The 24,275-nt window shown below is 37.8% G+C and carries 26 protein-coding genes and 1 riboswitch; of the genes, 12 read left to right on the top strand and 14 right to left on the bottom strand.

What is annotated here, in order from left to right:
* Positions 1–418: 418 nt before the first annotated feature.
* From NSS70_RS17745 to NSS70_RS17725, 5 genes are all read right to left on the bottom strand, one after another.
* Positions 419–1,021, bottom strand: a complete 603-nt coding sequence (locus NSS70_RS17745; protein ID WP_242009352.1) for a glycerol-3-phosphate responsive antiterminator — start codon at positions 1,019–1,021, stop codon at positions 419–421.
* A gap of 503 nt (positions 1,022–1,524) precedes the next feature.
* The gene (locus tag NSS70_RS17740) at positions 1,525–2,283 is read right to left on the bottom strand and encodes an ABC transporter permease (protein ID WP_063386789.1); all 759 of its coding nucleotides are present in this window, start codon (positions 2,281–2,283) and stop codon (positions 1,525–1,527) included.
* A 188-nt stretch (positions 2,284–2,471) separates the two neighbouring features.
* A complete protein-coding gene (locus tag NSS70_RS17735; protein WP_340788567.1) occupies positions 2,472–3,452 on the bottom strand; it encodes an ABC transporter substrate-binding protein in 981 nt (326 codons plus the stop codon).
* Positions 3,453–3,511: 59 nt separating this feature from the next.
* Complete coding sequence (locus NSS70_RS17730) at positions 3,512–4,303, bottom strand: ABC transporter ATP-binding protein (RefSeq protein ID WP_327863659.1); 792 nt, start codon at positions 4,301–4,303, stop codon at positions 3,512–3,514.
* A gap of 639 nt (positions 4,304–4,942) precedes the next feature.
* Positions 4,943–5,389 (bottom strand): winged helix-turn-helix transcriptional regulator, encoded by a 447-nt coding sequence (locus NSS70_RS17725; protein WP_066247718.1) that lies wholly within the window; start codon positions 5,387–5,389, stop codon positions 4,943–4,945.
* Between the two features lie 126 nt (positions 5,390–5,515).
* On the opposite strand from NSS70_RS17725, the gene NSS70_RS17720 reads away from it, so the two are divergent.
* Positions 5,516–6,049, top strand: coding sequence for a DUF4242 domain-containing protein (locus tag NSS70_RS17720; RefSeq protein ID WP_063386785.1), 534 nt, complete (start codon positions 5,516–5,518; stop codon positions 6,047–6,049).
* 387 nt (positions 6,050–6,436) lie between these two features.
* Positions 6,437–7,492 (top strand): acyl-CoA dehydrogenase family protein, encoded by a 1,056-nt coding sequence (locus tag NSS70_RS17715; protein ID WP_311066519.1) that lies wholly within the window; start codon positions 6,437–6,439, stop codon positions 7,490–7,492.
* 169 nt (positions 7,493–7,661) lie between these two features.
* Here NSS70_RS17715 and NSS70_RS17710 read toward each other — a convergent pair whose 3' ends face one another.
* From NSS70_RS17710 to pdxR, 4 genes are all read right to left on the bottom strand, one after another.
* Entirely contained in the window at positions 7,662–7,829 is a 168-nt protein-coding gene (locus tag NSS70_RS17710; RefSeq protein WP_065095528.1) for an Arc family DNA-binding protein, read from the bottom strand.
* Positions 7,830–7,844: 15 nt separating this feature from the next.
* Positions 7,845–8,687 carry an SPFH domain-containing protein gene (locus NSS70_RS17705; protein ID WP_339197507.1) on the bottom strand — a complete coding sequence of 281 codons (843 nt, stop codon included), beginning with the start codon at positions 8,685–8,687 and terminating at the stop codon, positions 7,845–7,847.
* A gap of 249 nt (positions 8,688–8,936) precedes the next feature.
* Positions 8,937–9,185: a hypothetical protein gene (locus NSS70_RS17700; RefSeq protein WP_339197505.1), complete on the bottom strand. Its 249-nt coding sequence runs from the start codon at positions 9,183–9,185 to the stop codon at positions 8,937–8,939.
* A 65-nt stretch (positions 9,186–9,250) separates the two neighbouring features.
* Positions 9,251–10,690 (bottom strand): MocR-like pyridoxine biosynthesis transcription factor PdxR, encoded by a 1,440-nt coding sequence (gene pdxR, locus NSS70_RS17695; protein ID WP_340882085.1) that lies wholly within the window; start codon positions 10,688–10,690, stop codon positions 9,251–9,253.
* Positions 10,691–11,548: 858 nt separating this feature from the next.
* On the opposite strand from pdxR, the gene NSS70_RS17690 reads away from it, so the two are divergent.
* Both NSS70_RS17690 and menC read left to right on the top strand, forming a co-directional pair.
* Positions 11,549–12,505, top strand: coding sequence for a carbon-nitrogen hydrolase family protein (locus NSS70_RS17690; RefSeq protein WP_063386780.1), 957 nt, complete (start codon positions 11,549–11,551; stop codon positions 12,503–12,505).
* 263 nt (positions 12,506–12,768) lie between these two features.
* The gene (gene menC / locus NSS70_RS17685; protein WP_340882567.1) at positions 12,769–13,878 is read left to right on the top strand and encodes an o-succinylbenzoate synthase; all 1,110 of its coding nucleotides are present in this window, start codon (positions 12,769–12,771) and stop codon (positions 13,876–13,878) included.
* A gap of 41 nt (positions 13,879–13,919) precedes the next feature.
* Here menC and thiT read toward each other — a convergent pair whose 3' ends face one another.
* Entirely contained in the window at positions 13,920–14,480 is a 561-nt protein-coding gene (thiT, locus tag NSS70_RS17680; protein WP_066247732.1) for an energy-coupled thiamine transporter ThiT, read from the bottom strand.
* A 69-nt stretch (positions 14,481–14,549) separates the two neighbouring features.
* Positions 14,550–14,653, bottom strand: a riboswitch (TPP riboswitch).
* Positions 14,654–14,825: 172 nt separating this feature from the next.
* Here thiT and NSS70_RS17675 point away from each other — a divergent pair.
* The 3 genes from NSS70_RS17675 to NSS70_RS17665 all read left to right on the top strand — a co-directional run bounded on the left by NSS70_RS17675 (position 14,826) and on the right by NSS70_RS17665 (position 17,103).
* Positions 14,826–16,061 carry a DUF418 domain-containing protein gene (locus NSS70_RS17675; RefSeq protein WP_340807858.1) on the top strand — a complete coding sequence of 412 codons (1,236 nt, stop codon included), beginning with the start codon at positions 14,826–14,828 and terminating at the stop codon, positions 16,059–16,061.
* A 103-nt stretch (positions 16,062–16,164) separates the two neighbouring features.
* A complete protein-coding gene (locus NSS70_RS17670) occupies positions 16,165–16,710 on the top strand; it encodes a DUF2179 domain-containing protein (RefSeq protein WP_339193365.1) in 546 nt (181 codons plus the stop codon).
* 21 nt (positions 16,711–16,731) lie between these two features.
* Positions 16,732–17,103 (top strand): DnaJ family domain-containing protein, encoded by a 372-nt coding sequence (locus NSS70_RS17665; protein WP_063386776.1) that lies wholly within the window; start codon positions 16,732–16,734, stop codon positions 17,101–17,103.
* A 41-nt stretch (positions 17,104–17,144) separates the two neighbouring features.
* On the opposite strand, the gene NSS70_RS17660 is transcribed toward NSS70_RS17665, so the two are convergent.
* Together NSS70_RS17660 and NSS70_RS17655 are read right to left on the bottom strand one after the other, a co-directional pair.
* Positions 17,145–17,327, bottom strand: coding sequence for a hypothetical protein (locus tag NSS70_RS17660; protein WP_063386775.1), 183 nt, complete (start codon positions 17,325–17,327; stop codon positions 17,145–17,147).
* Positions 17,328–17,836: 509 nt separating this feature from the next.
* Complete coding sequence (locus tag NSS70_RS17655; protein ID WP_063386774.1) at positions 17,837–18,067, bottom strand: DUF1128 domain-containing protein; 231 nt, start codon at positions 18,065–18,067, stop codon at positions 17,837–17,839.
* Between the two features lie 150 nt (positions 18,068–18,217).
* Here NSS70_RS17655 and NSS70_RS17650 point away from each other — a divergent pair, with 150 nt between their 5' ends.
* Genes NSS70_RS17650 through NSS70_RS17640 form a run of 3 tightly spaced genes read left to right on the top strand, consistent with a single transcriptional unit; the run spans position 18,218 to position 19,888 of the window.
* Positions 18,218–18,691, top strand: coding sequence for a low molecular weight protein-tyrosine-phosphatase (locus NSS70_RS17650; RefSeq protein WP_130156865.1), 474 nt, complete (start codon positions 18,218–18,220; stop codon positions 18,689–18,691).
* Positions 18,692–18,707: 16 nt separating this feature from the next.
* Entirely contained in the window at positions 18,708–19,031 is a 324-nt protein-coding gene (locus NSS70_RS17645; RefSeq protein WP_063386772.1) for a YtxH domain-containing protein, read from the top strand.
* Between the two features lie 29 nt (positions 19,032–19,060).
* Positions 19,061–19,888: a YihY/virulence factor BrkB family protein gene (locus NSS70_RS17640; RefSeq protein ID WP_063386771.1), complete on the top strand. Its 828-nt coding sequence runs from the start codon at positions 19,061–19,063 to the stop codon at positions 19,886–19,888.
* Positions 19,889–20,311: 423 nt separating this feature from the next.
* Here NSS70_RS17640 and NSS70_RS17635 read toward each other — a convergent pair whose 3' ends face one another.
* Positions 20,312–20,461: a BH0509 family protein gene (locus NSS70_RS17635; protein WP_375338764.1), complete on the bottom strand. Its 150-nt coding sequence runs from the start codon at positions 20,459–20,461 to the stop codon at positions 20,312–20,314.
* Positions 20,462–20,641: 180 nt separating this feature from the next.
* Between NSS70_RS17635 and NSS70_RS17630 the strand changes: the two genes are divergently transcribed.
* Positions 20,642–21,028: an OsmC family protein gene (locus NSS70_RS17630; RefSeq protein WP_130156867.1), complete on the top strand. Its 387-nt coding sequence runs from the start codon at positions 20,642–20,644 to the stop codon at positions 21,026–21,028.
* Positions 21,029–21,118: 90 nt separating this feature from the next.
* Positions 21,119–21,709, top strand: coding sequence for a nitroreductase family protein (locus tag NSS70_RS17625; RefSeq protein WP_063386768.1), 591 nt, complete (start codon positions 21,119–21,121; stop codon positions 21,707–21,709).
* 174 nt (positions 21,710–21,883) lie between these two features.
* Here the strand turns inward: NSS70_RS17625 and NSS70_RS17620 are convergent, their stop codons facing one another.
* Positions 21,884–24,259 (bottom strand): YhgE/Pip domain-containing protein, encoded by a 2,376-nt coding sequence (locus NSS70_RS17620; RefSeq protein WP_340882081.1) that lies wholly within the window; start codon positions 24,257–24,259, stop codon positions 21,884–21,886.
* Positions 24,260–24,275 lie beyond the last annotated feature (16 nt).

The following is a 24,275-nucleotide window of genomic DNA, read 5'->3' as shown; positions in this document are numbered from 1 at the left end:
CAAACTGTCGTGACATTTCGCCTATTTAGAAAATTCTTTACATGAATCAGTTAACAAATCGTGTTGCCTTTGACTGGCTATCACCGTCCGTGTTCGAGCAAGCGGCTTCTACAAGCTGTCTTCAATTACAGATAAAGCTATTTTTCATCGTTATGCCAATGACAGGTTGGCAGATCGTTTGCCATTAATATTTTGGTGTAAATGCTTTTCATCTCCCGACCTGACAAATCTATTAAATGATGTCGAATCACCTCCAATTGCTTGCATAACAAAAAAAGAGACTCCAAATATAATGTATATATCTATTTCATATACATTAAATTTGAGGTCTCTCTATTTGCACCAGTAATTATTCACTTGTTACTTTTAATATAGATGATAATTGTTAATCTAGTATAAATCATATGTAAATTCTCTTTTAAAATTTATTTATATCCATTTCCCACAATTTTGAGTTGGACGTCGTTACAGCGAGTGCGCCATTATTTATCGCTTCCTTCGCATGTTCAGGCAAAGTCAACAGCCCTCCTGTTATAACGGGAACTTGCGAAACCTTTGTGAATTTCTTTAAAAAATCCGGCGCACGGCACGGCATAATTTCTATTATATCTGAGCGGATTTGATCCGCATCCTTCACTAAATTATGATAAACTTCCGTGTCAATTAAAAAGATTCGCTGAATAACAAATAAACCGCTTGATTTTGCCTTTTTTATTATGCCGTTCCTCGTTGTAACGATCGCCGTTGGCTGGACATTCTTTTTTACAAAGTCAATTCCATCGCCATCCATTTCCAGACCGCCTATTTTTTCAACATGCAATATGACGGGGAGCCCTTCAGACTGGATGAAATCAACATATCTTTTTACCGTTAAAATGGTTCCTGTCATTAGTAAGACAGCACTTAAATGTTCTTTATTCTTGATCGCTTTCTCAATATATTTCGGTTCTTTAATAGCTGCTACCATTTTATGTTTTTTTAATCTTTCCAGCAAAATTGTTCCTGCATTGCTTTTTGCCACAGCTAAATTTCCTTTCTTTTAAAATTCCGAATCTGCTCTCAAGATTTAACAAAGTATTTTGTTATAAAAGCAATTCGATTGGCAAACGTTTGTTATATTTTGGATTGCGCGAAACATCTTGTTGGGCAGAATATGCTTGCTCTTTGGATGGGGGCAGAGGATCAAAAGCTTTTAAAAGAAATATAAAAAACAAATATTAAGCAAATATTGTGCCCAAGCTAATTCATTGTAAATTTTGCTTTACAAAAGATTTACATCTAGCATGATTTTGCATGAAAGATTATTTTTAATAGCCGAATTATTTTTGCCGTTTTCTAAAGTCGCTGGAGAGACTGGTTCCAAATAAGAAAGATGTGTATAAAAAAGAGGATGTATGCTCTTATCATGAACATACTATCCTCTGAAAAATTAATATAGGCAATTAGATGATTAGTTGGAAAAGCACTTTCAACTTGTAGGGCTGAGATATCCCTTGAAACAGGAAAGTTTGCCTTGCACAGCGATTATGCTCTTCCCCAAATACGATTAATCCAGTTTTCAATAAGTCCGACCGCTTTATCGAGAAGCAGCCCGGATACGCCGATAAATAGTATGGCTGCCATGACTAAATCTAGCCTCATGGAATTTCTGGCGTCGACAACTAAATAACCAAGTCCTGACTGCGTTCCAACCATCTCTCCTGCTACAAGAAAAATCCAAGCTGTACCTACAGCTATATGAAGCCCGTTCGCAATATAAGGGAATGTGGCAGGAAAAATGATTTTGCGCAATAGCTCGAATTTTTTAATCTCGAAATTTTGCGCCACTTTCAAATAAGTTTTATCAACGTTCTTTACAGCAGATACTGTCGATAGCAAAACAGGAAAGAAGGCAGCAATAAAAATAATTACGATTGCCGGCATATTGCCAATCCCAAACCAAAGTACAATAAACGGCGACCATGCGATTGGCGAAACAGGCCGCAATACTTGGATAATTGGGTCAATCACTCCCCATAATAGTGGAATTCTGCCAAAAATAAGTCCTAAAATGATCGCTAATACAACGGCAGAAAGATATCCAGCCAAAAATCGCATGATACTCACTTGAAAATGTTCGAACAGTGTACCATCTTTAATAAGCGAAAGTATTCCATCCCATACTTGAATGGGTGAAGGGAAAAGTGCTGAATCATATTTTCCAATGAAAATAATTAACTGCCACAAGGTAATCAAGATAGCAAAACCAATGATGACATTTATGAAATTCTTATATTTAATCATCCTATCACTTCTCTTTTTTCTCAAATTAATTGGTGAATTTATGCATCATCAACCATGCGGAACTGTCATTTTAGTATACTTCCATCATTAGGGCTTCTGTTGTTCAACATGCCTAGTGCCTGCTTAACCATAGAACATCTTTAAATTCGCGTCCATCTTTCGGTTTGCTCGAGAAATAGGAATTCCCCTTATGGAAGCTTTGCATTGTCTATTAGCGAATTATCTACAAATTCTTCATAAGATGGCGGATTTTTTTGTAAGCCCATCTCAATCAAGTTTTTCGTTAATTCTTTATAGTCTTTTTCATGAATGATTAAATCGTCATAGGCAATCCATTTAAAAGATAAATCCATTACTTCTTTGTCCGCTTTCATATATTTGGAGGACATTTCAATTGTTTGCTCATCCTTGTGCTCTGCTACCTCACCAGCTTTTAAGTAATAATTAACAAAATCCTGAGCAATCTCTTTTTCCTTTTCGATAAATTCACCGCGCAGTACTAGTGCACAGTCAATGGAATTCTGCCAAATTTCATTATCTTGAAATAGTACCTTGCCCTTTCCGATCGATACGGAAGCTGCACCAAAAGGTTCTGCAACGACATATCCAGCAATTCTGCCCTCAGATAAAGCTGCCGGCATTTCTGCTGGAGGCATCTCGACAGCCTTTACATCATCGTACTTTAATCCGTTTTGTTTTAACATTTGATAAAGCAAAATATTGTGAGTGGAGAATTTGTGTGGAATAGCAAAATTTTTCCCCTTTAAGTCTTTAACACTATTAATATCATTTGCTACGACAAGTACGTTTCCATCTCGATGTCCTAATGCGACAGCTTTTAAATCTATGCCTTGCTCTTTTGCCTTCATAGCCAAAGTAACTAGCATGGAAGCTCCGTCAATATTGCCTGTGTTTAAGGCGTCTACAAGCTCAGGCCACGAACCGAATTTCACGAGTTCCAGATTGAATTTTTCATATTTTTCTAATTCCTTCTCGATAAACAGAGGTACTGCATGAGTAATCGGTAAATACCCGATCTTGATTGTTCTTTTTCCATCTTTGCCACTTTCGGAAGTATTATCGCTTCCGCTTGCTCCACAAGCAGCCATTGTCAATAACAATACTGATATAACTAATAGAAACAGTCCAGATTGAATAATCCTTTTCATCTAATTTCCCCTTTTCCTATTTTTATTTTTTATATACAATGTGAGCTTGCTTTGAAAAATTAGATATAATACTCCGTTGTTACATTAGGATGGTTAAAGTGGAATTCTTCAAAAATGATTTTTCGATAATACTGAAAATCAGAATGGCTTCGGTCTCGAGGCTTCGAGAGAGCGATCTTGATCTCCCTGTGAATATGACCGGGATTTGGATGCATAATGAGAATCCGGTCTGATAAATAGATTGCTTCATCAATATCGTGGGTAACTAAAATAATGGTTGTATTTTCCTTTTGCTGGATGCGAAGCAGTTCATCCTGCAAATAATAACGATTAAACGTGTCCAATGCTGCAAACGGTTCATCCATTAAAATTAATTCTGGCTTCAGTGCAAGTGCTCTGGCAATTCCTGCTCTTTGCTGCATTCCTCCAGAAAGTTCATGAGGAAACAAATCTTCTTTTCCTTTTAGACCAACCAATGCCAAGTAATGTAACGCTCTTTCCTTTCGTTCTGCAGGATGAAGCTTGAGACCTTCCAGCCCCAATTCTACATTTTTAAGCACTGTTCGCCATGGGAGCAGTCCATAGTCTTGAAACAGCATTATGCATTTGCGATTCGGCTGATTCACCACATTCCCATCAAGCAAAACTTGACCGCTATCCGCCTTTTCAAAGCCGCCGATAATATTTAAAAAAGTGCTTTTCCCGCAGCCGCTTTCTCCTAATATGGAGATGATTTCACCTTGCTTTATTTCTAGTGAAATATTGTCTAGAACGTGTATTTCTTTATTTTTATTTGTGTAGCTCTTGCTCAAATTTTCAACTTTAATAATTGTAGACTGCTGAGAATCCATTCATTACACCGCCTCTTAGTCGTCGGATTTTCATTAATCTTCTGTTAATTCATTAACAAAATAATTCTTATAAGAATAGTGAGTTTTAATATTTGTAGATCATTTTATTATACTTTGTTAGTTTTTTCAACTATATATAGAAAATATTTTTTAGTGTCAATGATTTTAATTTTTGAGAATGAATCGTGTTATTTTGATTGTGAGCGGTTTGCACCGATGTATCTGGACGTTTTGTAGAAGAAGTGATGGGAGTTCAATAAGGATAAGCTTAGTTATTGCGTTTTTATAGATTTTTATTATGAAGGACGTTTGCGGATGGCATTTTTGAAGCCGGAGGCAGGAAAACATTTAAAGCTGTAAGCGGGATTTTTAAAGTGATGCTTTAAGAATAGGTAGGTGATTCAAGCATACTGGATTTTACGGAAGGTGTTGAAAAAGGAGAACAAGGGAATGATGATAACCTGGAATAGGGGATTTATAATATGGATTTCGTATTCGTTATAGACAAAGGGAAATGAATTCATGTAAAAATTGGTATCTAAGAGGCTAGACGCGTGGAAAAACTCCTCCTGAAAGGCAATTGCCGGAGCTTCCAGCACGCCTATCCTTAAACTAGTCTTAGAGGACCTGACAGCATTTTTATTTAATATTTTGAAGCTCACTTTCAATAGAAATAACTTCAACATTTTGGACAAGTTCGCCTGTTTTTTTGGAATAATAGGCAATGTCCACCTCATCACCTGTAGCCGGGTCAATCAGTTTTTTATAACATTTTTTTAAATGTTTGCTTCCCCAAATAATAAGTGCATTGAAAACATGCTCTAAATCTTTTCCGCTTTGTGTTAATACATAGCGGTATCGAGGTGGATGCTGTGAATAAAGCTCTGATTGAACGAGGCCTTCTTCTTCTAAATATCTGAGACGTTCCGAAAGCAAATTAGAAGAAATTCCCGGTAAAGCTTTTTTAATTTCATTAAAAAGTGCATTTCCGTTTAAAATTTCATGAATAATTAACAGTGTCCAACGATCTCCAATGATATTAAGTGATTGCGCGATGTTGCAAGGGATATCATATCTTATTTTCATAAACTAATCTCCTCCATTTGTTACAATCCATTTTAACATAAAATAATTTAAAAGTGATTAAGTTGATTTTTTGAACTAAGTATATTAAAATGACTTTATGATAATAAAAAAGTGGGGGATAAAAATATGGCGCTATACTTAATTGAATCATCCTTAAATGGTATTGTATCAGCAAAAGAGGAATTAGATCAAAAAGTTTCAGAGCTTCAAGGAAAATTAAACGAAAATCAGGCATCATTAATTGAACTTCAAGTATCAAAGGATTTCTCACGCGCATTCTTTATTGTTGAAGCAGAAAATCAAAAAGCTGCCACTGAAACGTTAAAAGATATTCAGATACCTATTCATCTAGTAAAACAAGTTCGTCTTGTTGGAAAAGAACTCGAAGATGTAAAGAAAAATAATGAAGTTGTCAATTATTTGGTTGAATGGAATTTACCAGAAGATTTGACAATGGAACAATATTTGGAGAGAAAGAAGAAAAACTCTGTACATTATCAAGAAGTTCCTGAAGTAACATTTTCGAGAACTTATGTTTGTGAAGATATGACAAAATGCCTTTGCTTCTACGATGCACCAGATGAAGAGGCTGTTAAGCGTGCCCGCAACGCAGTAAAAACACCAATTGACTCCATTACGGAAATATTGGCAGATAAATAATCAATTTTAATCACCTTTTTTTAAGAGGCGGGGTTGTCCGATAAATCCCTAAAATGAAGCAAGTGGAGAAAAACAATGCGTTTCTCTCCACTTGCTTTTATATTTTTTCGATTTTTATCTGAAAGTAGCTGGCGGATGCCGGCTACTTTCAGGAAGTTGTAATAAACCAAGCATTGGTTTATTGTCTTTTTTTTTGCAAAGCTCTTTTGAAATACATATACAGGTTCATCTTTATCAAAAAAATAGGAGAGGCGGCAAAATAAAGATTGATTTTTTGAACCTAATATAATAAAATAACTTTAAACCGACTAAACACGTAGGAATTATTTATTTAATAATAATTGGAATGCCTGATTTCGGACATTATGAACGCGGGTGATGATTGAAATGAATAGTTTGGACGAAAAAGTTGAAACGTTGGAGCAGTTAATTGAAAAAGAATTGAAACCATATGTAAAAAAAATTGATGCGGAAGGTTTTTATCAGGAGCAATATTTGCGGGAGCTAGGGAAAGCTGGATTTTTCTCTACGAATCATAAGTCGCAAAAGGAATATATTTTACAAGAAATGAAAGTAGTAGAAGAAACAGCAAAATGGTGTATGACGACTGCATTTTGCCTATGGTGCCATCTGGCCGCTTTAACTTATGTGCGAAATTCCAATAATCTTTCATTAAAAAATAAATTGCTCCCTTTGTTGGAGAGTGGAAAAATTTTAGGTGCAACAGGCTTATCGAATCCGATGAAATATTATGCAGGACTTGAAAAATTGCACTTAAAGGCAAAACCTAAAGAAGATGGTTATATACTTTCAGGTGTTTTGCCGAATGTATCCAATCTAGGTGACAATCATTGGTTCGGTGTGATTGCTGAGGTGGATGAACACAAACGAATCATGTGCTTCATTCCGAGCAATGCAGAAGGATTAATATTAAAGGAAAAAAATGATTTTCTAGGTTTAAATGGAAGCGCAACATATTCTTGTACTTTTCAAGATGTTTTTGTCCCGAATCAGTGGGTTTTATCTGACGATGCGGATCTTTTTGTGGAGAAAATCCGCCCGGTTTTCATTTTATATCAAATACCTCTTGGTTTAGGTGTTATACGATCTTCCATCGCCTCCATTGAAAAGGTTATTAATAAACAAAATGGCTGCAACAGCTTTTTGAAAATACAGCCGGGTCAATTGAAAACACAAGAGCGCAAAATTCAAGATGACATTCATGCATTGTTCAGCGATCAAAGACTCGACTGGAAAGAAATTGCAAAGATACGTTTGGAAGCTGCTTATTTAACCCTTGAAGCTGTACAGGCAAACATGCTTCATCACGGAAGTGCCGGATATCTCATGCATAGTGCACCTTCCCGCAGACTCCGCGAAGCGTATTTCTTTGCTAATTTAACACCAACAGTGAAACATTTAGAAAAAGTTCTTCACTCATAAAAAATCCCTCATGGTTCTCCATAAGGGATTTTTTGTATGTGCTGGGCATCTGTACATTCGCCAAGCTTTAAAGCAGCAGTATTTTGTTTAAGACAAGGGTGTCTAGGGCGCCAAGATCTGAAGGAAGTCAGCAGCCAATTTTCGACTTGCGGAAAAGATGATCGATGTTTTATTCTTTCTCCTTTTTTTTCTTTAACCTTCCTTCGCGTCGAGCAGCGTCCCGCAATAAAAATTCAATATGGGAATTGACGCTGCGGAATTCCTCTTGCGCCCAACGTTCAATAACGGCATACAATTCAGGATCGATTCTTAAAGGGAAATTTTTCTTTTTTGCCATGGTGCGACACAACCATTAATATAGACTTCCGGTATTTATGACCGGCTGGGTGCCGCGATCGGAGATGATCGCAACCATTAAATTATTCACCATGTTAACCTTTCTTTCTTCATCAAGCTCAATCGTTCCGTCGCTAGCCAGCTGCTCGACAGCCATTTGGGCCATACTGACGGCTCCTTCGACAATCTTTTTTCTCGCAGATAAAACGGCGGCTGCCTGCTGGCGCTGAAGCATGGCGCTGGCAATTTCAGTCGAGTAAGCTAAATGAGTCAGTCTAGCTTCTATTACTTCAACTCCAGCGACGTTCAACCGTTCTTGCAATTCATCTGCCAGCTCTTTTGAAACAACATCGGCGTTGCCTCTTAATGTAATATTGTGGTCATCAAACGTATCGTAAGGATATTTCGTTGCTACATGACGAATGGCAGCCTCGCTTTGGATTTCCACGAATTCTTCATAATCATCCACATCAAAAGTTGCTTTTGCGGAATCGATTACTTTAAAGACGATGACCGAAGCAATTTCAATCGGATTCCCTTCCACATCGTTTACTTTTAGCTTTTTGCTGTTAAAATTTCGAACGCGAAGGGACACCTTTTGTCTAATAGTTAATGGAACCGTTAAGGCAAGGCCACTTTTCCGAATGCTTCCTAAATAACGTCCGAAGAAAATGACAACGTTTGCTTGATTCGGCTGTACAATGGTAAGACCGCTTCCAAGCAGTACGGCAAGAACAACCAATACAATTGCAAGAACAATAAACTCCTGGATAAATGTAAAAGCTGCTCCGAGCAAAAGTGCAACGATTAATACAATTCCAATAAACCCGTCAATAAACCATGCCTTTTTTTCTTTCAACTTTCATTGCCCCTCTCATATTATTTTTATATTAAAATGATATCACTTTTTGAAATAAATGTAAATATATATTGTCAAAAAATTTTGGCGAAAAACGTTTTTGGAGCTATGAAAATTCAATGAAAACCAAAATAAAAAACCTCAACTAACAACCATGCTAAACGTCATTTCGTTAGCAAGGGTTAGTCGAGGATTTAGGTTTAAATATATTTAGTTCATTATTGTTTGCATAGGTTCGTTTCTTTAGCATTAAAACAGAAAAATAAGACATACAATGAGGATGACAATGAACAATAAGGTATAAATCCATGTCAACGAGCGAACATTGCGAAAGGAGCTTGTTTCATATTCCCTTGACCTTGTAAGTTCATCATGGGGACTGTTCCCGATCGCTTTATATGTTTCTATTTTTTTTCCTACTTCTTTTCCGATAAACGCAGTTAAAATGAGTGCAAGTACACAAATAATAATGCCTACGGTCAATAACATACTATACATAAAACCATCTCCCTGTCTCTTTACATTGTGGTAGAGAATTTTGATAATCACCTGAAAATAGGAATTTATTTATGCTGAATATTATAAAATGCATCAGCAAATCTTTTTATTCCTTCATTTATATTTTCTTCATTTTCTCTTGCGAAGGTAAAACGGACATATTTTGTACTTGATCCAAGCGTTGAGCCCGGAACATAAATAACCCCGCGCTTGATCGACTCTTCTAGCAGCTGGATCTCATTAAAGTCTTTCTTTATTTTGCACCATAAATGAATGCCTCCTTGCGGGATATAAAAATCAACATCGTCTTTTAAGTAGAATCGAAGGCTTTTGACAATTTGATCCCTTCTGTTTTCGAGCCGTTTGACTAAGCAGTTGATATGAGCATCGAAGTCGTCAGATTCCAGAAAATCATTGGCAATCCATTGAGTAAAGCTGGCATGACCGAAATCCACTTGCTGTTTGGCATCAGACAATCTTTCAATCACAGGCTTTGGTCCAATAATCCAACCAATTCGCAAACCAGAAGCAACAATTTTCGACAATGAGCTGATATATAAGACATTTCCATGCTCATCCATTGATTTTAGCGGGTAGGTCTCTTCCCCATTAAAGGACGTTAAACTGTAAGGATCGTCTTCAACAATCGGTATTCCATACTCAGACGATATTTCCAATATTTTTTCCCGCCGGTTTTTATGAAGGAAAGCACCTGATGGATTTTGGAAAGCAGGATTTAAAAAGATCATCCTGATTCGATGTTTTTTATGCAATTGAAGCAAATCATCCGGGTTTATACCGTCTTTGTCAACTGGTAAATAGAAAGGTCTTATTCCGGTTGATTTAAAGACCGGGAGACTGTAATAATACGAAGGTTCTTCTAATGCTATCGCATCACCCGGCTTTAATAAGCATTGGACGATTAAATATAAAGCTTGCTGCGCTCCTGATGTGATGAGAATGGAAGACGGATTTGTCTCAATTCTCCGATATTGTTTCACATGCTTTGTGATAGTTTTTCTTAATATCTCATTCCCTTGAGGATGATCATATCCCAGGCTTCCGATAAATGACCGTGTCGAAATGATTTCTCGCAAGGAGTCGATTGGAAAAAGATCTTCCGACAATTCACCGCTAGCTAAATTGATTAGTTTATGCTCTTCCATCTCTTTGCGTATTCTCTGGGTCACAGGCAAATTCGGCAAGAACGATCCTGCCTCAATATACCGATTCCAGCTTGGTACACGCTTCTTTGTCATGCCCCATATATCTTTGCTGATTGTTGTTCCGCTTCCTCTCTTTCTCTCGATAAGTCCGTTTGATTCTAATTCGTCATATGCAGCCACAACTGTGCTTCTGTTTATTTGCAGCTTATTGGCCAAAAACCGTTCAGAAGGCAGCGGTTTATCAGGGGGAAATGTGCCATCCGCAATTCCATTTTCAATATATTCAGCCAGCTGTTTATATATAGGCTTTTTTGCATTTCGATCCGGTTTCCAGTCCATATGCTTCACCCTTTTGATCTGCTTGGCACTTCCTGCAATATGGCAAGTTAATCAGGTTCTTTGTTATTTATTTATAGAATGTTCCTATTGAACATAATCGAAAATGTTGTTATATTCATCAAAATTTGAACCTGTTCAAACATTAATTATAACGCTAGATGAAAGAATAATGCCCATCCAATTCAGTAACATTTTACCCATCCACTTTTATTTTAACTTGGAGTTTTTAGCACATGATTTGAACGCTGCTGAAAAATCATTATCTTTTGTAACATGGACGCAATGTTTAAAGCTGTCCTGCCCGATTTTTTCTTTGACTTGAAGTTGAAAACCCTTAAAATAGATGTGCGATTTTCGGCAAATTTATTTCACTTTAAGGTTCGTCTTGGATAAATGGCTGTTGCAGTATTGAAATTGGATGATTGACAAAGTCTTTGATTGGATGGTCCAAAAATTTTTGAACATTTTTATTATGAATAATATACTCCAATTCAAACCGTTTCTCATATTTTACGCTTAATGCTTCTATAGAATTAAGTGTTGATAGTTAGTTCGACACTCAGCCACAGCTGTATTGTACAAAGGAGCATGCTAAGAAATTATCATTAAATTACTTCAGATGAGATATCACATGAAAAGCTCTCATGGAAAAACATAATCCAATTATTTTGAACTCAAATTCATGGGCCGGCCCTTCTATGCTTAAAAAGAGGATTATTCAAAGTGTTTTCCTTCCTGTGCAGATTTTTTTATGGAAGATGAATAGGGTGCAACTTCCGAAGGTTATGACTTTGAAGGTTCATGAGCTTCGGCATTTAAGATTGCTTTAGATTTTTTGATTTGGTGGAGGGGAAAAATATGTCGAACAGAGCACAAAAGGTTAAAGTTGCTGTTATACAAGCCTCATCTGTTATTATGGACCGGGACGCCACGACAAAAAAGGCGGTTAGCCTCATACATCAAGCTGCTGAAAAAGGAGCAAAGATTGTTGTATTTCCTGAAGCTTTTATTCCCGCTTATCCTAGAGGCTTATCTTTTGGTACAACGATTGGGAGCCGTTCGGCTGAAGGGAGGAAGGATTGGTATAGATACTGGAGCAATTCTGTAGCTGTTCCAGACGAAACGACGGAACAACTGGGCGAAGCGGCTCGAAAAGCAGGTGTCTACCTTGTGATAGGTGTAACAGAAAGGGATAATGAATTTAGCGGCGGGACTCTTTACTGTTCTGTTTTATTTTTCGATTCTGACGGACAGTTGTTAGGAAAACACCGCAAATTAAAACCGACTGCAGCAGAACGGATTGTTTGGGGGGAAGGGGATGGAAGCACATTACCAGTGTTTGACACCCCTTATGGAAGAATAGGGGCGCTAATCTGCTGGGAAAATTATATGCCGTTAGCAAGGGCTGCGATGTACGCACAAGGAATTCAAATTTATATTGCCCCAACGGCTGATGCAAGGGAAACTTGGCAGTCAACAATCCGCCACATTGCTTTGGAGGGGAGATGCTTTGTTTTGTCTGCCAATCAATATGTGACAAAAGATATGTATCCGAAAGATTTGGCTTGTTATGATGAACTTGCTTCTTCACCTGAAGTAATGAGCAGAGGTGGTAGCGCGATTGTTGGACCGTTGGGCGAATATGTGGCAGAGCCCGTATTTGGCAAGGAAGACATCATCATTGCAGAACTGGATATGAAACAAATCGCCTATAGCCAGTTTGATTTTGATCCTGTTGGGCATTATGCAAGACCTGATGTTTTTAAATTGCTAGTCAACAAAGAGAAGAAGACAACTATTGAGTGGAAAAATTAATCTCATGATGAGACTCGTTTCTACGATGATCTCATTATTTATTTGAGATTTTGCAGTTCAATAAACAATAAGGGAAATAAAGAAATCCCTTGCTCCTTTACATTAAGAAAGCGTTTATTTTATAATTAGTGTAAAACAAACGTTCGAGTGGATTCGCTATTTTAAGAAATATTTTCCGGGAAATATCGAGCCCTCTGGCGAATGGGAATGATTTTGTCGAACTTAGCTGAGAGCTTGTTTAAAAAAGGAGATGCTCTTAATTGATAAAAATTAAGAAAATTGTTTTGCATATATTACAGATGCGTTTGAAAGCCCCATTTTCTACTAGCTATGGAGACATTCACGATCGCGAATTGTTGATCGTAGAAGTAAAGGATGATGATGGTGCAGCCGGTTTTGGAGAAGGGGTTGCTTTTTCCATTCCATGGTATACAGAAGAAACCGTGAAAACAACTGTGCACATGATCGAAGATTTCCTCATTCCAATTTTATCAAAGACGTCGTTTCATCATCCTCGTGAGTTGGCTGAATCGTTTCGTTTTATTCGCAGAAATTATATGGCAAAAGCGGCTTTGGAAGGTGCCGTGTGGGATCTATATGCAAAACAGCAAAATATACCTCTTTCACAAGCTCTCGGGGGAATGAAAAAAGAAGTTGAAGCTGGGGTGAGCATCGGTATTCAGCCAACAATAAAAGATTTAATCAGTCTTATTGAACAGTATCAGGAGGAAGGATACAAGAGAGTAAAAATAAAGATTAAACCAGGTTGGGATATTGAAGTAGTTAAGGAAATACGGAAGCATTTTCCGAACTTGGATTTAATGGCTGATGCGAACAGTGCCTATACATTAAAAGATATAAATCATCTAAAACAATTGGATGAGTTTCAATTAATGATGATTGAGCAGCCTCTTGCGTACGATGATATTGTGGATCATAGCAAACTTCAAAAAGAATTGGAAACACCGATCTGTTTAGATGAAAGTATTTGTTCCTTCGAAGATGCTCGAAAGGCTGTTGAACTTCGAAGCTGCAAAATTATGAATATAAAAATCGGCCGTGTTGGCGGTTTGACAGAAGCAAAAAAAATCCATGATTTTTGCAAAGAGCAAAATGTTCCAGTTTGGTGCGGAGGGATGCTTGAATCAGGGATTGGACGGGCCCATAATATATCCTTAGCGACACTTGAACAATTCACACTGCCAGGAGATATATCCAGTTCATCTAAGTATTGGGAAGAAGATATTATTGAACCGGAAATGTCGGTTTATAATGGAAAAATTGCCTTGCCTGATAACCCGGGGATCGGTTTTCATGTAAGCCGTGAAAAATTAAAAAAATACACTGTTGAAACGAAAGTATTTACCCTATAAACAAAATTATCCTCTGCATGTTTTGCAGAGGATGATTTTGTTTATTTTACAACCAATCTTGGCGCCGCCATAATGAGAATAACAGTAACGACAGCGCATAATACAAACGCTCCTATCATCGTAATGCCGTTTACGATCAAAGAATAAACGACCGCTGACATTCCTTCTGGTGCATATTCTCCGAAGAAAAAGACACCGCTGATAAAATGCCAAAAATAACGTGCAAAAGCTCCGATGAAGACGCCAAAGATGATGAAAACAAGAGCAGAGCTTTTCTTTCCATCTTTCAGCTTATTTTGGATAGTTTTGCTGAAAAGACCGGCTAAACCGATAAAGGAAAAAGCTAGAAAATAGTCGATGAAGCCTTGAACAGGCGTCAGGATGTATGCATCACCTAATACAATTTGCAATAATCCCCATAAAAAGCCGGAAATGAAGCCAATCTTTGCACCGGATCGAAACGATAATATGAGTACAGGCACCATGGCAATGGATATAGAAATGGCTGATGATAATTGAATGGAAGGGAGAAGATCAAGTATAACTGCCAATGCTGCAAAGATTGCTGCTTCTATTAATAGTAATAAGCGATTTTTTTCCAAAAATAAAACCCCCTGTATATTATTTGCTATCAACAAATATCCATAAGGGGGAAAAAGGCTGTATCATGGATCAGTATACTTCCACATCCCTACGCTAGCATTAACTAACAGGTTCAAAGGGTCTGGACGAAATATCCGTCCACTCTCAGCATATAGCTCCCCTTGTGGATCTGTTGATATTCGAATCTTATGTCTATCATAATAGACTATAAGAAAATTGTCATTCTTTTTTCGCTATATTCAAATAAATTTAAACACGATAAAGCTGAAATGCAGCCTTTGGACAAAAAGTAATGAAAAAAGGGCGTTAACAATAAGAACTTTTTTCAGAATGGGGGTTTTGATTTGAATCTTAAACGTGAGCGTTATGAAGTAGTGGATGTGGTGCGGGGGGCTGCGATATTTGGCATTTTACTTGTGAATATGGCGCATTTCAGCTATCCAGATGTATATTTATACCAAATAGGCAGCGAAAATTTTTTTACTGAAACATGGAGAACATGGGATTTTCTAACGAAAAATATTTTGGAAATATTTGTACAAATGAAGTTTATTACAATGTTCTCATTATTGTTCGGATTTGGAATCATCATCATGGAGGAACGGGCTTTAGGAAACGGCAGGAACTTTGTTTCTATATATATACGCAGACTGGTGGTGCTTTTTGTATTTGGACTAATTCATTCATTTTTCATTTGGGATGGAGACATTTTAATGGATTATGCTGTGCTGGGGTTTCTTCTCCTTTTTTTCCGGAAGTGTTCCTGGAAAACCCTTTTGGTATGGACTGTATGTTTATTTAGTTTATATTTGCTCCTTATTGGTTTGATGACGGCTGTATCCAATGGTGAGGATGCTTTAGTCCAAAAAAGAGAGCAGGCTGCCTTACTGGAAGAGGAGGCAAGAAACGCAATCCATTCATATCAAAACGGAAGTTTTACTGATATTTTCCATCAGCGTATTCATGATCGGCTTTTTTACATGTCTATGTCTGGCATGTGGCCTTTTCAACCGCTTGTCTATATAATAAACATGCTCCCATATATCAGCATGTTTTTAGTTGGCATGATATTTGCGAAACAAAAGCTTTTTCAAGAACCGGAGAAGCATCGAAGGTTATTAACAGCCATCTGGTTTTTCGGGCTTATCATTGGGCTTCCGTTAAATATTTTTGCGGTCACCGCTGAAAATAGTTTTTACATGGTGTTCGGTGCACCATTTCTCATGTTGTTTTATGTGATCTCTCTCATATTTTTATATTTTCACCCAATCTGTCGGCAAATTGTTAAGAAGATTGCGCCTGTTGGACGCATGTCATTGACAAATTACATCATGCAATCTGTTATTTGTACATATCTTTTTTATCATTACGGATTGGGATTGTACGGTAAAGTATACCCCTTCGCCGGTTTTTGGCTTGCACTCGCAATTTTTGCCGTGCAGCTTATCATCAGCCATATTTGGTTTAAATATTTTCAATTAGGGCCGTTGGAGTGGGTATGGAGAACAGCGATGTATTTCAAGCGCCAGCCTATTCGCATGAAAAAGGAAGTTTCGAAGCATAATAACAGATCAAGATGAATTGTAAAAATGTAGTTTCAAATCTCAGATTTTGAGTTTATGATAGCTCTTTCTTTTTGAAAATAATTTATAGTATGATGGAACAAAGGAGTGTCTAGGCAACATGTTTCTACAAGCAATTTTTATTTTTTTGCTGCAATTATTGTATGTACCAGTATTGACGATCCGAACTATTTTGTTAGTGAAAAATCAAACAAAGGCTGCTGCTGGTATAGGTTTGCTAGAAGCAGCGATTTATATTGTCGCTTTAGGAATAGTTTTTCAAGATTTATCTAATATTTACAATATTAGTGCATATATTATCGGTTTTGGTGCAGGGCTGTTGTTGGGCGGTGAACTGGAGAAAAAGCTGGCTTTTGGATATGTAACATACAATGTGAATTTAATGGATAAAAATTCCGGATTAGTAAAAAAATTGAGGGAGGCTGGTTTTGGGGTTACGGTCTTTCAAGGAGAAGGAATGAATTCGATTAGGTATCGTTTGGAAGTTGTTGCCAAACGGTCTCGGGAGGAAGAATTTTTAAACCTTGTCAATGAAATAGAACCAAAAGCGTTTTTAAGCTCATATGAAATTCGTTCTTTTAAAGGCGGATATTTAACAAAAGCGATGAAAAAGCGGGTAAAGCGTTTAGAAAAAGAACGAACATAACGGTCGAAGGGAGGATGAAGCGTGGATATATTTGCACAAATTGCTGAGGATCGGATCAAAAAGGCATATGAAGAGGGAGAGTTTAAAGAACTTCCCGGGATGGGGAAGCCTCTCCCGCATGACGATTTGTCTGATATTCCGGAAGAACTCCGAATGGCTTATCGTCTTTTGAGAAACGCCGGTATGGTCGATCAAGAAAATGACTTGAAAAAGGAACTATTAACTATTCAAGATTTACTAAAATGCTGTGAAGATGAAGCAGAAAGGAAAAAATTACAACAAAAGCTGTCGGAAAAACAATTAGCATTGGAACGAATCGTGAAGAAAAGGAATATATTCAACACATCTGCATCTCAATTTTATAAAGATAAAGTTTATAAAAAGCTTATTTGACGTTTTCGAAAAAGAATGGTGCCTTTATTTTCGCCATTCTTTTAAATTTGCTGTTTTTTCAAGGCTTCTCTATGGAAGACATAATATAAAGCAAGATTGAAAAAGCCTAAGAAAATGACTATCACCGAAAGCGGAAGCTCCTTTGCAAAACCGACCAAAATTCCAGACAATAAACAGAAGAGAGCAACGAATAAATAAAAATATTTCATAAGTGTCACGACCATTTTTTTGACCCCCAAACAAAGAAAACGTTTTCTTTTATTATAAATCATTTGTCACAAAAACGAAACAAAAAATTCACATTTTGTTCAAAAAATAGACACCGTTTTGACAAAAAGTTATTATACAAAAAGCAGCTTATACTGAATTTATAAAGCTGCTTTAAAGTAAAAACGATTTCTTCTGAAATCTGGCATCTAAACAACAAGGAGGTCTATCTTTATTTTTCTCCTGTAAAAGAAAAAAGAGAATGATGAAAATGGAGCGCGTACACGATTCGCCTGCTTTAGAATCCAAGCTAAACCTCTGATGGATGGCAGATTGGGCGGTTCCTAATGTGACTCGAACATCGTTTTGAGAAGCGTATAGAACCACATATAACAAATCAACTGAAGCAAGCTGATGAGGACAGCAGCTGCGAGTTTTCACAACACTTCAACATCGCTAAGTTAAACACTTATTGCCGTCATTTGCACAAGCCCATTCGCAACGAGCAGCAGAAAGCTCAATTCACTTAAAGAGTGCTCTTTCGTAGGTTCCCCAATTCCTCTGCAATTGCTTGCATTTCGCTGGGGCTGAAAGTATTTTTTTTCATTACATGGTCATAAATTTCTTTTAGGTCTTCATACATATTTACATTAAAATGTGTTGGTTGAACTGCACTGATGTTGATCATATTCAATTTTTCTGTAATTTTTTTAATCATGTATTCCATATTTTCTGCTGATTTTTCACATAAATTCAATTGATTTCATCCTCTCGTTTTTTTATTTGTTTCATTGTATCATGTATTATGAAAGATTGAATATTATGATCAAAAAAATTGATCTTTCCAAACTATTCTTTGCAGCTTATGAAAAAACGATTGAAGCAATGGTTTCAGGAGGTTTCAGCAATGATAAAAGTACTTTTTGTTTGTTTAGGAAATATATGCCGTTCGCCAATGGCTGAGGCGGTTTTTCGTGATTTAGTTAAACGGGAAGGTCTGGAAGATAAAATTTTTGTCGATTCAGCGGGAACGGGAGGCTGGCATGTAGGAAGCCCGCCGCATAGAGGGACTCGAGAAATATTAGACCGTTACCAAATTTCTTATGAAGGTTTAAAAGCACGTCAAATTCATAAGAATGATTTATCAGATTTTGATTATATTATTGCCATGGATGGAGAAAACTTAGGAAATTTGCGCCGGATGGCAGGATATAACAATACGGGTGAAATCAGTCGTTTAATGGATTTCGTACCAGATGCTGATATTTTGGACGTCCCTGATCCGTATTATACTGGGAACTTTGAAGAGGTTTATGACATGGTTGTCAAAGGCTGCAAAGGGCTGCTCCAGAAGATCAAAGAAGAACACCATCTTTCGTAGAAGAGGTGAAAGTCAAATGAAATCGCAAAATAAATTGTTAAAAGGGCTGTTCATCGGAGCGATCGCAGGCGCAGCGCTTTCTTTATTGGATAAAAAAACAAGGGACGATGTAATCAGCAAAAGCAGATCAGCTTTTAGCAAAATCAAGCAGTGCGCAGAAAATCCGATGGAGATTGCTGATAAAACAAAGGAAAAAATGAACTCTGTCAAAAGAACAATCGAGCAAACAATCGAAGATATTGAATTTGTTTCTGAAAAAGTGAAAGAATTAAAAGAAACGACACCGAAAGTAATGGAAATAATGAAAGAAGCAAAAGAGAAATGGAAGGAGCGCCTTTGACAGAAACTAGTTTGAAATGAGGTGCCAAGATGGATGACCACATCAACCTTCTTCAAATCGCTAAAGAGCTTTTTAAACGGTTTAAAGAAGATGAAATATCAAGTTTAGCTGCGGAGTTAGCCTACTTCTTTCTTTTGTCTCTTTTTCCATTCCTTATTTTTTTAATGAATCTCCTTGCATATTTGCCCCTCTCTTCAGATGTTGTTCTTGATTTTGTCGCACAATATGCACCGGGAAATACAATGAAATTGATCGAAAACAATGTGAGGCATATTATTGAAACTCAAAATGTGACCCTTTTGTCGTTCGGAGTCATTGGAACAATTTGGTCTGCCTCAAATGGGATTAATGCGATTGTCAGAGCTTTTAATAAAGCATATCAAGTGGAAGAAAACCGTCATTTCCTTGTAGCTCGCTTGATGTCTATTTTGTTGACTTTTGCCATGATTTTAGTCATTTTAGTTGCACTGCTGCTTCCGGTGTTTGGCAGAGAGATAGGCTTGTTTATATTTCGGGCGTTCGGATTTACAGAAGTGTTTTTAACGATATGGAATACGATAAGATGGTTATTAAGTGCTGTTATTTTGTGCATCGTTTTTACAGGACTGTATTTTATTGCGCCAAATAAACGGATGAAAATTTCTGAAGCATATCCAGGCGCTTTATTTGCTACCGTTGGCTGGATTGTTGTTTCTCTTCTTTTTTCTTACTATGTCGGAAATTTTGGGAATTTCAGCGTGACATATGGAAGCCTCGGCGGGGTGATCATTCTTCTAATTTGGTTTTATCTTTCCGCGGTTATTATTATATTAGGCGGGGAGATCAATGCAATTTTATCAAAAAATTCCAATAATTAATAAAGGCCGCCATTTATTTCGAAGACTTTTTTTCATTTCACATGGTCATATTAAAAATGAGGCTGAAAAAATTGACGTAAACAGGAGGACATACGAGTGGCAAAGCAATCAAAAAAAGGCGGTCAACACAACAAGCAAAACTCAAAATCCAAGCCGAAGCATAAAACAAGCGGAAGTGCGAACGGCCAAAACGGCTACCATTAAAAGAGATATTATCAAGCGCATTCCTCGGGCTGTCGAATTTTTCGACAGCCCGGGTTTTTGTATTCAGCAAGAATTTAGCTATGTTTGCCATGAGTTCAGAGCTTTAATTTTATATTAAATAAAGTTCGGCAAGAGGTGAGTGTCTGCGCGTTTAAGCTTCTTTTTTTGCGGGAATGTTCGCATCGGACCTCCGGCGGCAGAAGGCTTCTTTTGCGTTTTCTACTCAGCCATTTCTAAATATCGATCATAAATAGAAGCATAAATGTGTTCAATGTCCGCATCCGTCATGTACATAAGCGTTTCCCGATCAATATTTCCTATTTTTTCAATAAAATCAATCATATTTTTTCTTTCCTGCCGTTTCATCATTTTTCCCTCTCCTTTATAATGTTATGATACAGTTTTTTTATTTTTAAACTATTATATAACAGATGGAGTAGATGTTCAACTTATTTTTTAATTTTTTTCCCGCAATTTGTATTAATTGCAAATAAAAAAATTAATCAATTACAATAAAATTGTAGATATTAATGGAGGAGATGATACAGCATGGAATTTCAAATGAAGGAAATTGGATATAAAACAACTTTTGAATACGGAGAACTGCATGTGGCAGGTGATGTTACATACGGATTCCGTCCATTTCAATTGATGGTTTCCGCCATTGCTGGCTGCAGCGGAAGTGTTTTCAGAAAAATTTTAGATAAAAAAAGAATCGTTTATGACGATATTACGATTCAAGCTGAAGTTGAACGGAACGAAGAAAAAGCGAACAGAATTGAAAAAATTCATCTTCATTTCATCATTTCAAGTTCCAGCGAGGATTTGGACCGTGAGCAAATTCAAAAATGCTTGGAGCTGGCGCACAAAAATTGTCCAATGGTTCAATCAGTAGAAGGCAGCATCAACGTTACGGAAACATTTGAACTAAAATAAAAGCTTTTCTGAGCAAAAAAATTGTTTTTAGAAAAAAATGTAATACAATAAATGTGTATAATTCCGATCTGATTTCTAGGAGGTAATGTGATGACACAAACGAAGCTTGCCCGCCAGGCCGAATATGAAATTGATTCTATTTATTTAAAACGCTGGTCTCCGCGTTCGTTTTTAACTAAAGAGGTCCCGGAGGATGTGTTACTAAGCCTTTTTGAAGCAGCACGCTGGGCGCCTTCTGCTTTCAATTTCCAGCCATGGCGTTTTATTATCGCTCGCACAGAGGAAGACCGCAAAAGATTTATGTCATTCATTGGCGAGTTTAATCAAATTTGGTGCAAAAACGTCCCGGTTTTTGCCTTGATTATTTCTAAAAAGACTAGCGAGCGGGGGGAAATCGGCTCCCACGCCTTTGATGCAGGTGCAGCTTGGGGCTATTTATCATTAGAAGCAACAAGAAAAGGCTTGATTACGCATCCGATGACAGGCATAGACTTTGAAAAAGCACGTCAAGTTTTAAACATCCCTGAAGAGTATGCAATCAATGCGCTCATTGCAATTGGCTATCAAGGGGAAAAAGAAGCTCTGCCGGAAAGCCTGCAGGAAAGAGAGGCACCAACCCCTCGTCGTCCTATAAAAGAATCCATTTTTGAAGGCCTTTTTGGCGAATCGCTGAATGAATAAAAGTTTCAACAAAAAAATAGAAGCAGATGATAGAGATCTGCTTCTATTTCATTTTTATGAAGAGGAATTGTGGCATTGCCGATTTACCACATTTAGTTCTGAAAAATTTCCTTTCAGTTATTACGCTAGAGTCGAAGGTGTAAAAGTTTGTCCGGCAAATTCAAAAACAAAAAGTTATACGGCCTCGCTAAAACGGCGTTTATGTTGGATTGTAAAGTAGGTGATCGTTGCGAGAACAAACACGATCATAAAAGTGAGCAAAATAAACGCATTTTGCCACATAAACGCATAATCGCCGCTCGAAATGACTGAACGGAAGCCGGCTACGGAATATGTCATTGGCAGCCAGTTGTGGAGCGGCTGCAACGCTGTTGGGATTAACTCTAACGGGAAGGTACCAGCGCTTGTAGTTAATTGTAAGATTAAGATAATGATTGCTAAAAATCTTCCCGGATCACTTAACGTTGTGACAAGCAGCTGAATTAACGTCATGAACGTTAAGCTTGTGATGATCGTAAATACGATAAATCTCGCAATACTTTGCACTTCAATGCCTACTCCTGCTAGTAAAATTGTATCGGCTATCAACGATTGCATGACGCCGATCATAACGAGAACACCAAACTTGCTAAAAAACCAACTCATTCCCGTTTTAGGTGTAGTTGCTGGTTCACGAAGAGGGTACACAATTGTTACGAGCAAGGCGCCGACAAACAATCCCAGCGATAAGAAGTACGGAGCAATCCCCGTTCCATAGTTAGGAACTTCGTTTAATTTTTCGTTTTTAATTTTAATAGGTTTTGCAAACATATCGTATATTTCTTTGTCCGCTTTGACGTTGCTGGCATCTTTGGCTCCATCGTGCAATTTTTCTGCCAATTCATTAGAACCTTTATCCAGCGTCGTCATTCCTTCCGTCAATTGACCAGACCCGTTAGAGAGCTGCTCGATTCCGTGTGAAAAGTTCCCTAACCCATTTGTGAGTTTTTCCATTCCGTTTGCTAATTCGCCGGAACCAGCAGCAAGCTGATTAGTGCCATCTTGCAGTTGATCAGAACCGGAAGCGAGATCATGCAAGCCGGCTGATAATTGTCCGCTTCCTTCCATCAGCTGGGTTATTCCGCTTTTCGCTTCATTCATTTTTTCACCGAATGTCGATAATCCTTGGGAGAGCTCCTTCTGTCCGCCAGCTAATGATTCGGCACCTGCGGTGAGCTGCTCCTGCCCTGCTACTAGTCGTTTGAGACCGTCGCTTAAAGCGACTGTTCCGCTATGCAATTGCGCTGATCCAGAAGAAAGCTGATCAGCTCCATCTTTCAATGCTGCAGCATTTTCGGAAAGCTGGCTGATACCGCTTGTTACTTGTTTGCTTCCATCCGCCAGCTGCCCTACACTTGCACGCAGTTCTTTGAGTGCCGTTTTTTGCTGCGGATCAGACGTTTGAGCGATCATAGCATCAAGCCGGGCTGTCAGTTGTTCCAGTCCGGCACTCACCTGTACCGCTCCCGTTTTCGTTTGTTCTGCTCCCTTAGCCCATTGTCCGAGTGATGACGACAGATTGCTGGCTCCGCTTCGTACTTTCTCGGCTCCGTTTGCGAGCTGAGGAGCTTTTTCATTTATTTGTTTCATTCCATGAAGTGATTGCTTTAATCCATCCGCCAGCTGCTGAGAACCATTTCTTGCCTTTTCTGCACCATCGAGCAATTTCTCTTGGCCTGCAATCAATTGTTCAAGACCGGAATTAAAACGGTTCATTCCGCTGTTCAGACGCTCGGCTCCGGAACTAGCGGATTGCAGCCCATTTTTAAATATCAATGATTTTTCAGCCATCGTTTTTAAATGTCCATATATTTCTTGAACTCCTTGTTCCGCAGAGAGCGCGCCGTTGTACAGCTCTTGTGAACCATCTTTGGCCGAATCAACCCCGTCCTTCAGCTTTATTGCTCCTTGTTTTGCTGAATCAATGCCGTCATGCAGTTTCTTTGCTCCTTCGCTTGCCGATTCGAGCCCTTCTGCCAGCTTCTTAATATTTTGGAACATTGTTTCGGCATATGTTTCCGTTAATGTATCACCAACTTCTTCTTTCAGTTTTTCAATAGTTTTATCCCCGATTTGTGCTGCGAAAAAGTTCATGCTCTCATTCGGCATATAAATGAGCTCCATTTTTTGAGGGTGTTCGTCCTTTATCGTAGTTGCATGCTTTGAAAAGTTTTCTGGAATTTTGATAACTAGATAATATTTCCGGTTTTTTAATCCGTTTTCCGCTTCTTTCTCGTCAACAAATTCCCAAGAAAGCTGCTTTTTCTTTTTTAGATTTTCCACTAGATCGTCGCCGATCTTTAACTTTTCCCCATTCAATGTTGCCCCTTTGTCTTGATTGACTACAGCGACCGGCAATCTCTCTAAGTGGCCATACGGATCTCCAAATCCCCATATAAACATTCCGCTATACATAATGGGAATAAATAAAATAGCGATAACAGGAATCAAAATTTTCCGATTCGCTACAATCATTTTTAGCTCATGTAAAAATAATGAGATTCCACGCAACGGTTATCTCCTTCCT

Source organism: Aeribacillus sp. FSL K6-2848 (assembly GCF_038004325.1).
GTDB lineage: Bacteria > Bacillota > Bacilli > Bacillales > Aeribacillaceae > Aeribacillus > Aeribacillus composti.
Note: the sequence above shows the minus strand (reverse complement) of the source record. Positions and strands in the feature narration are given on the sequence as shown.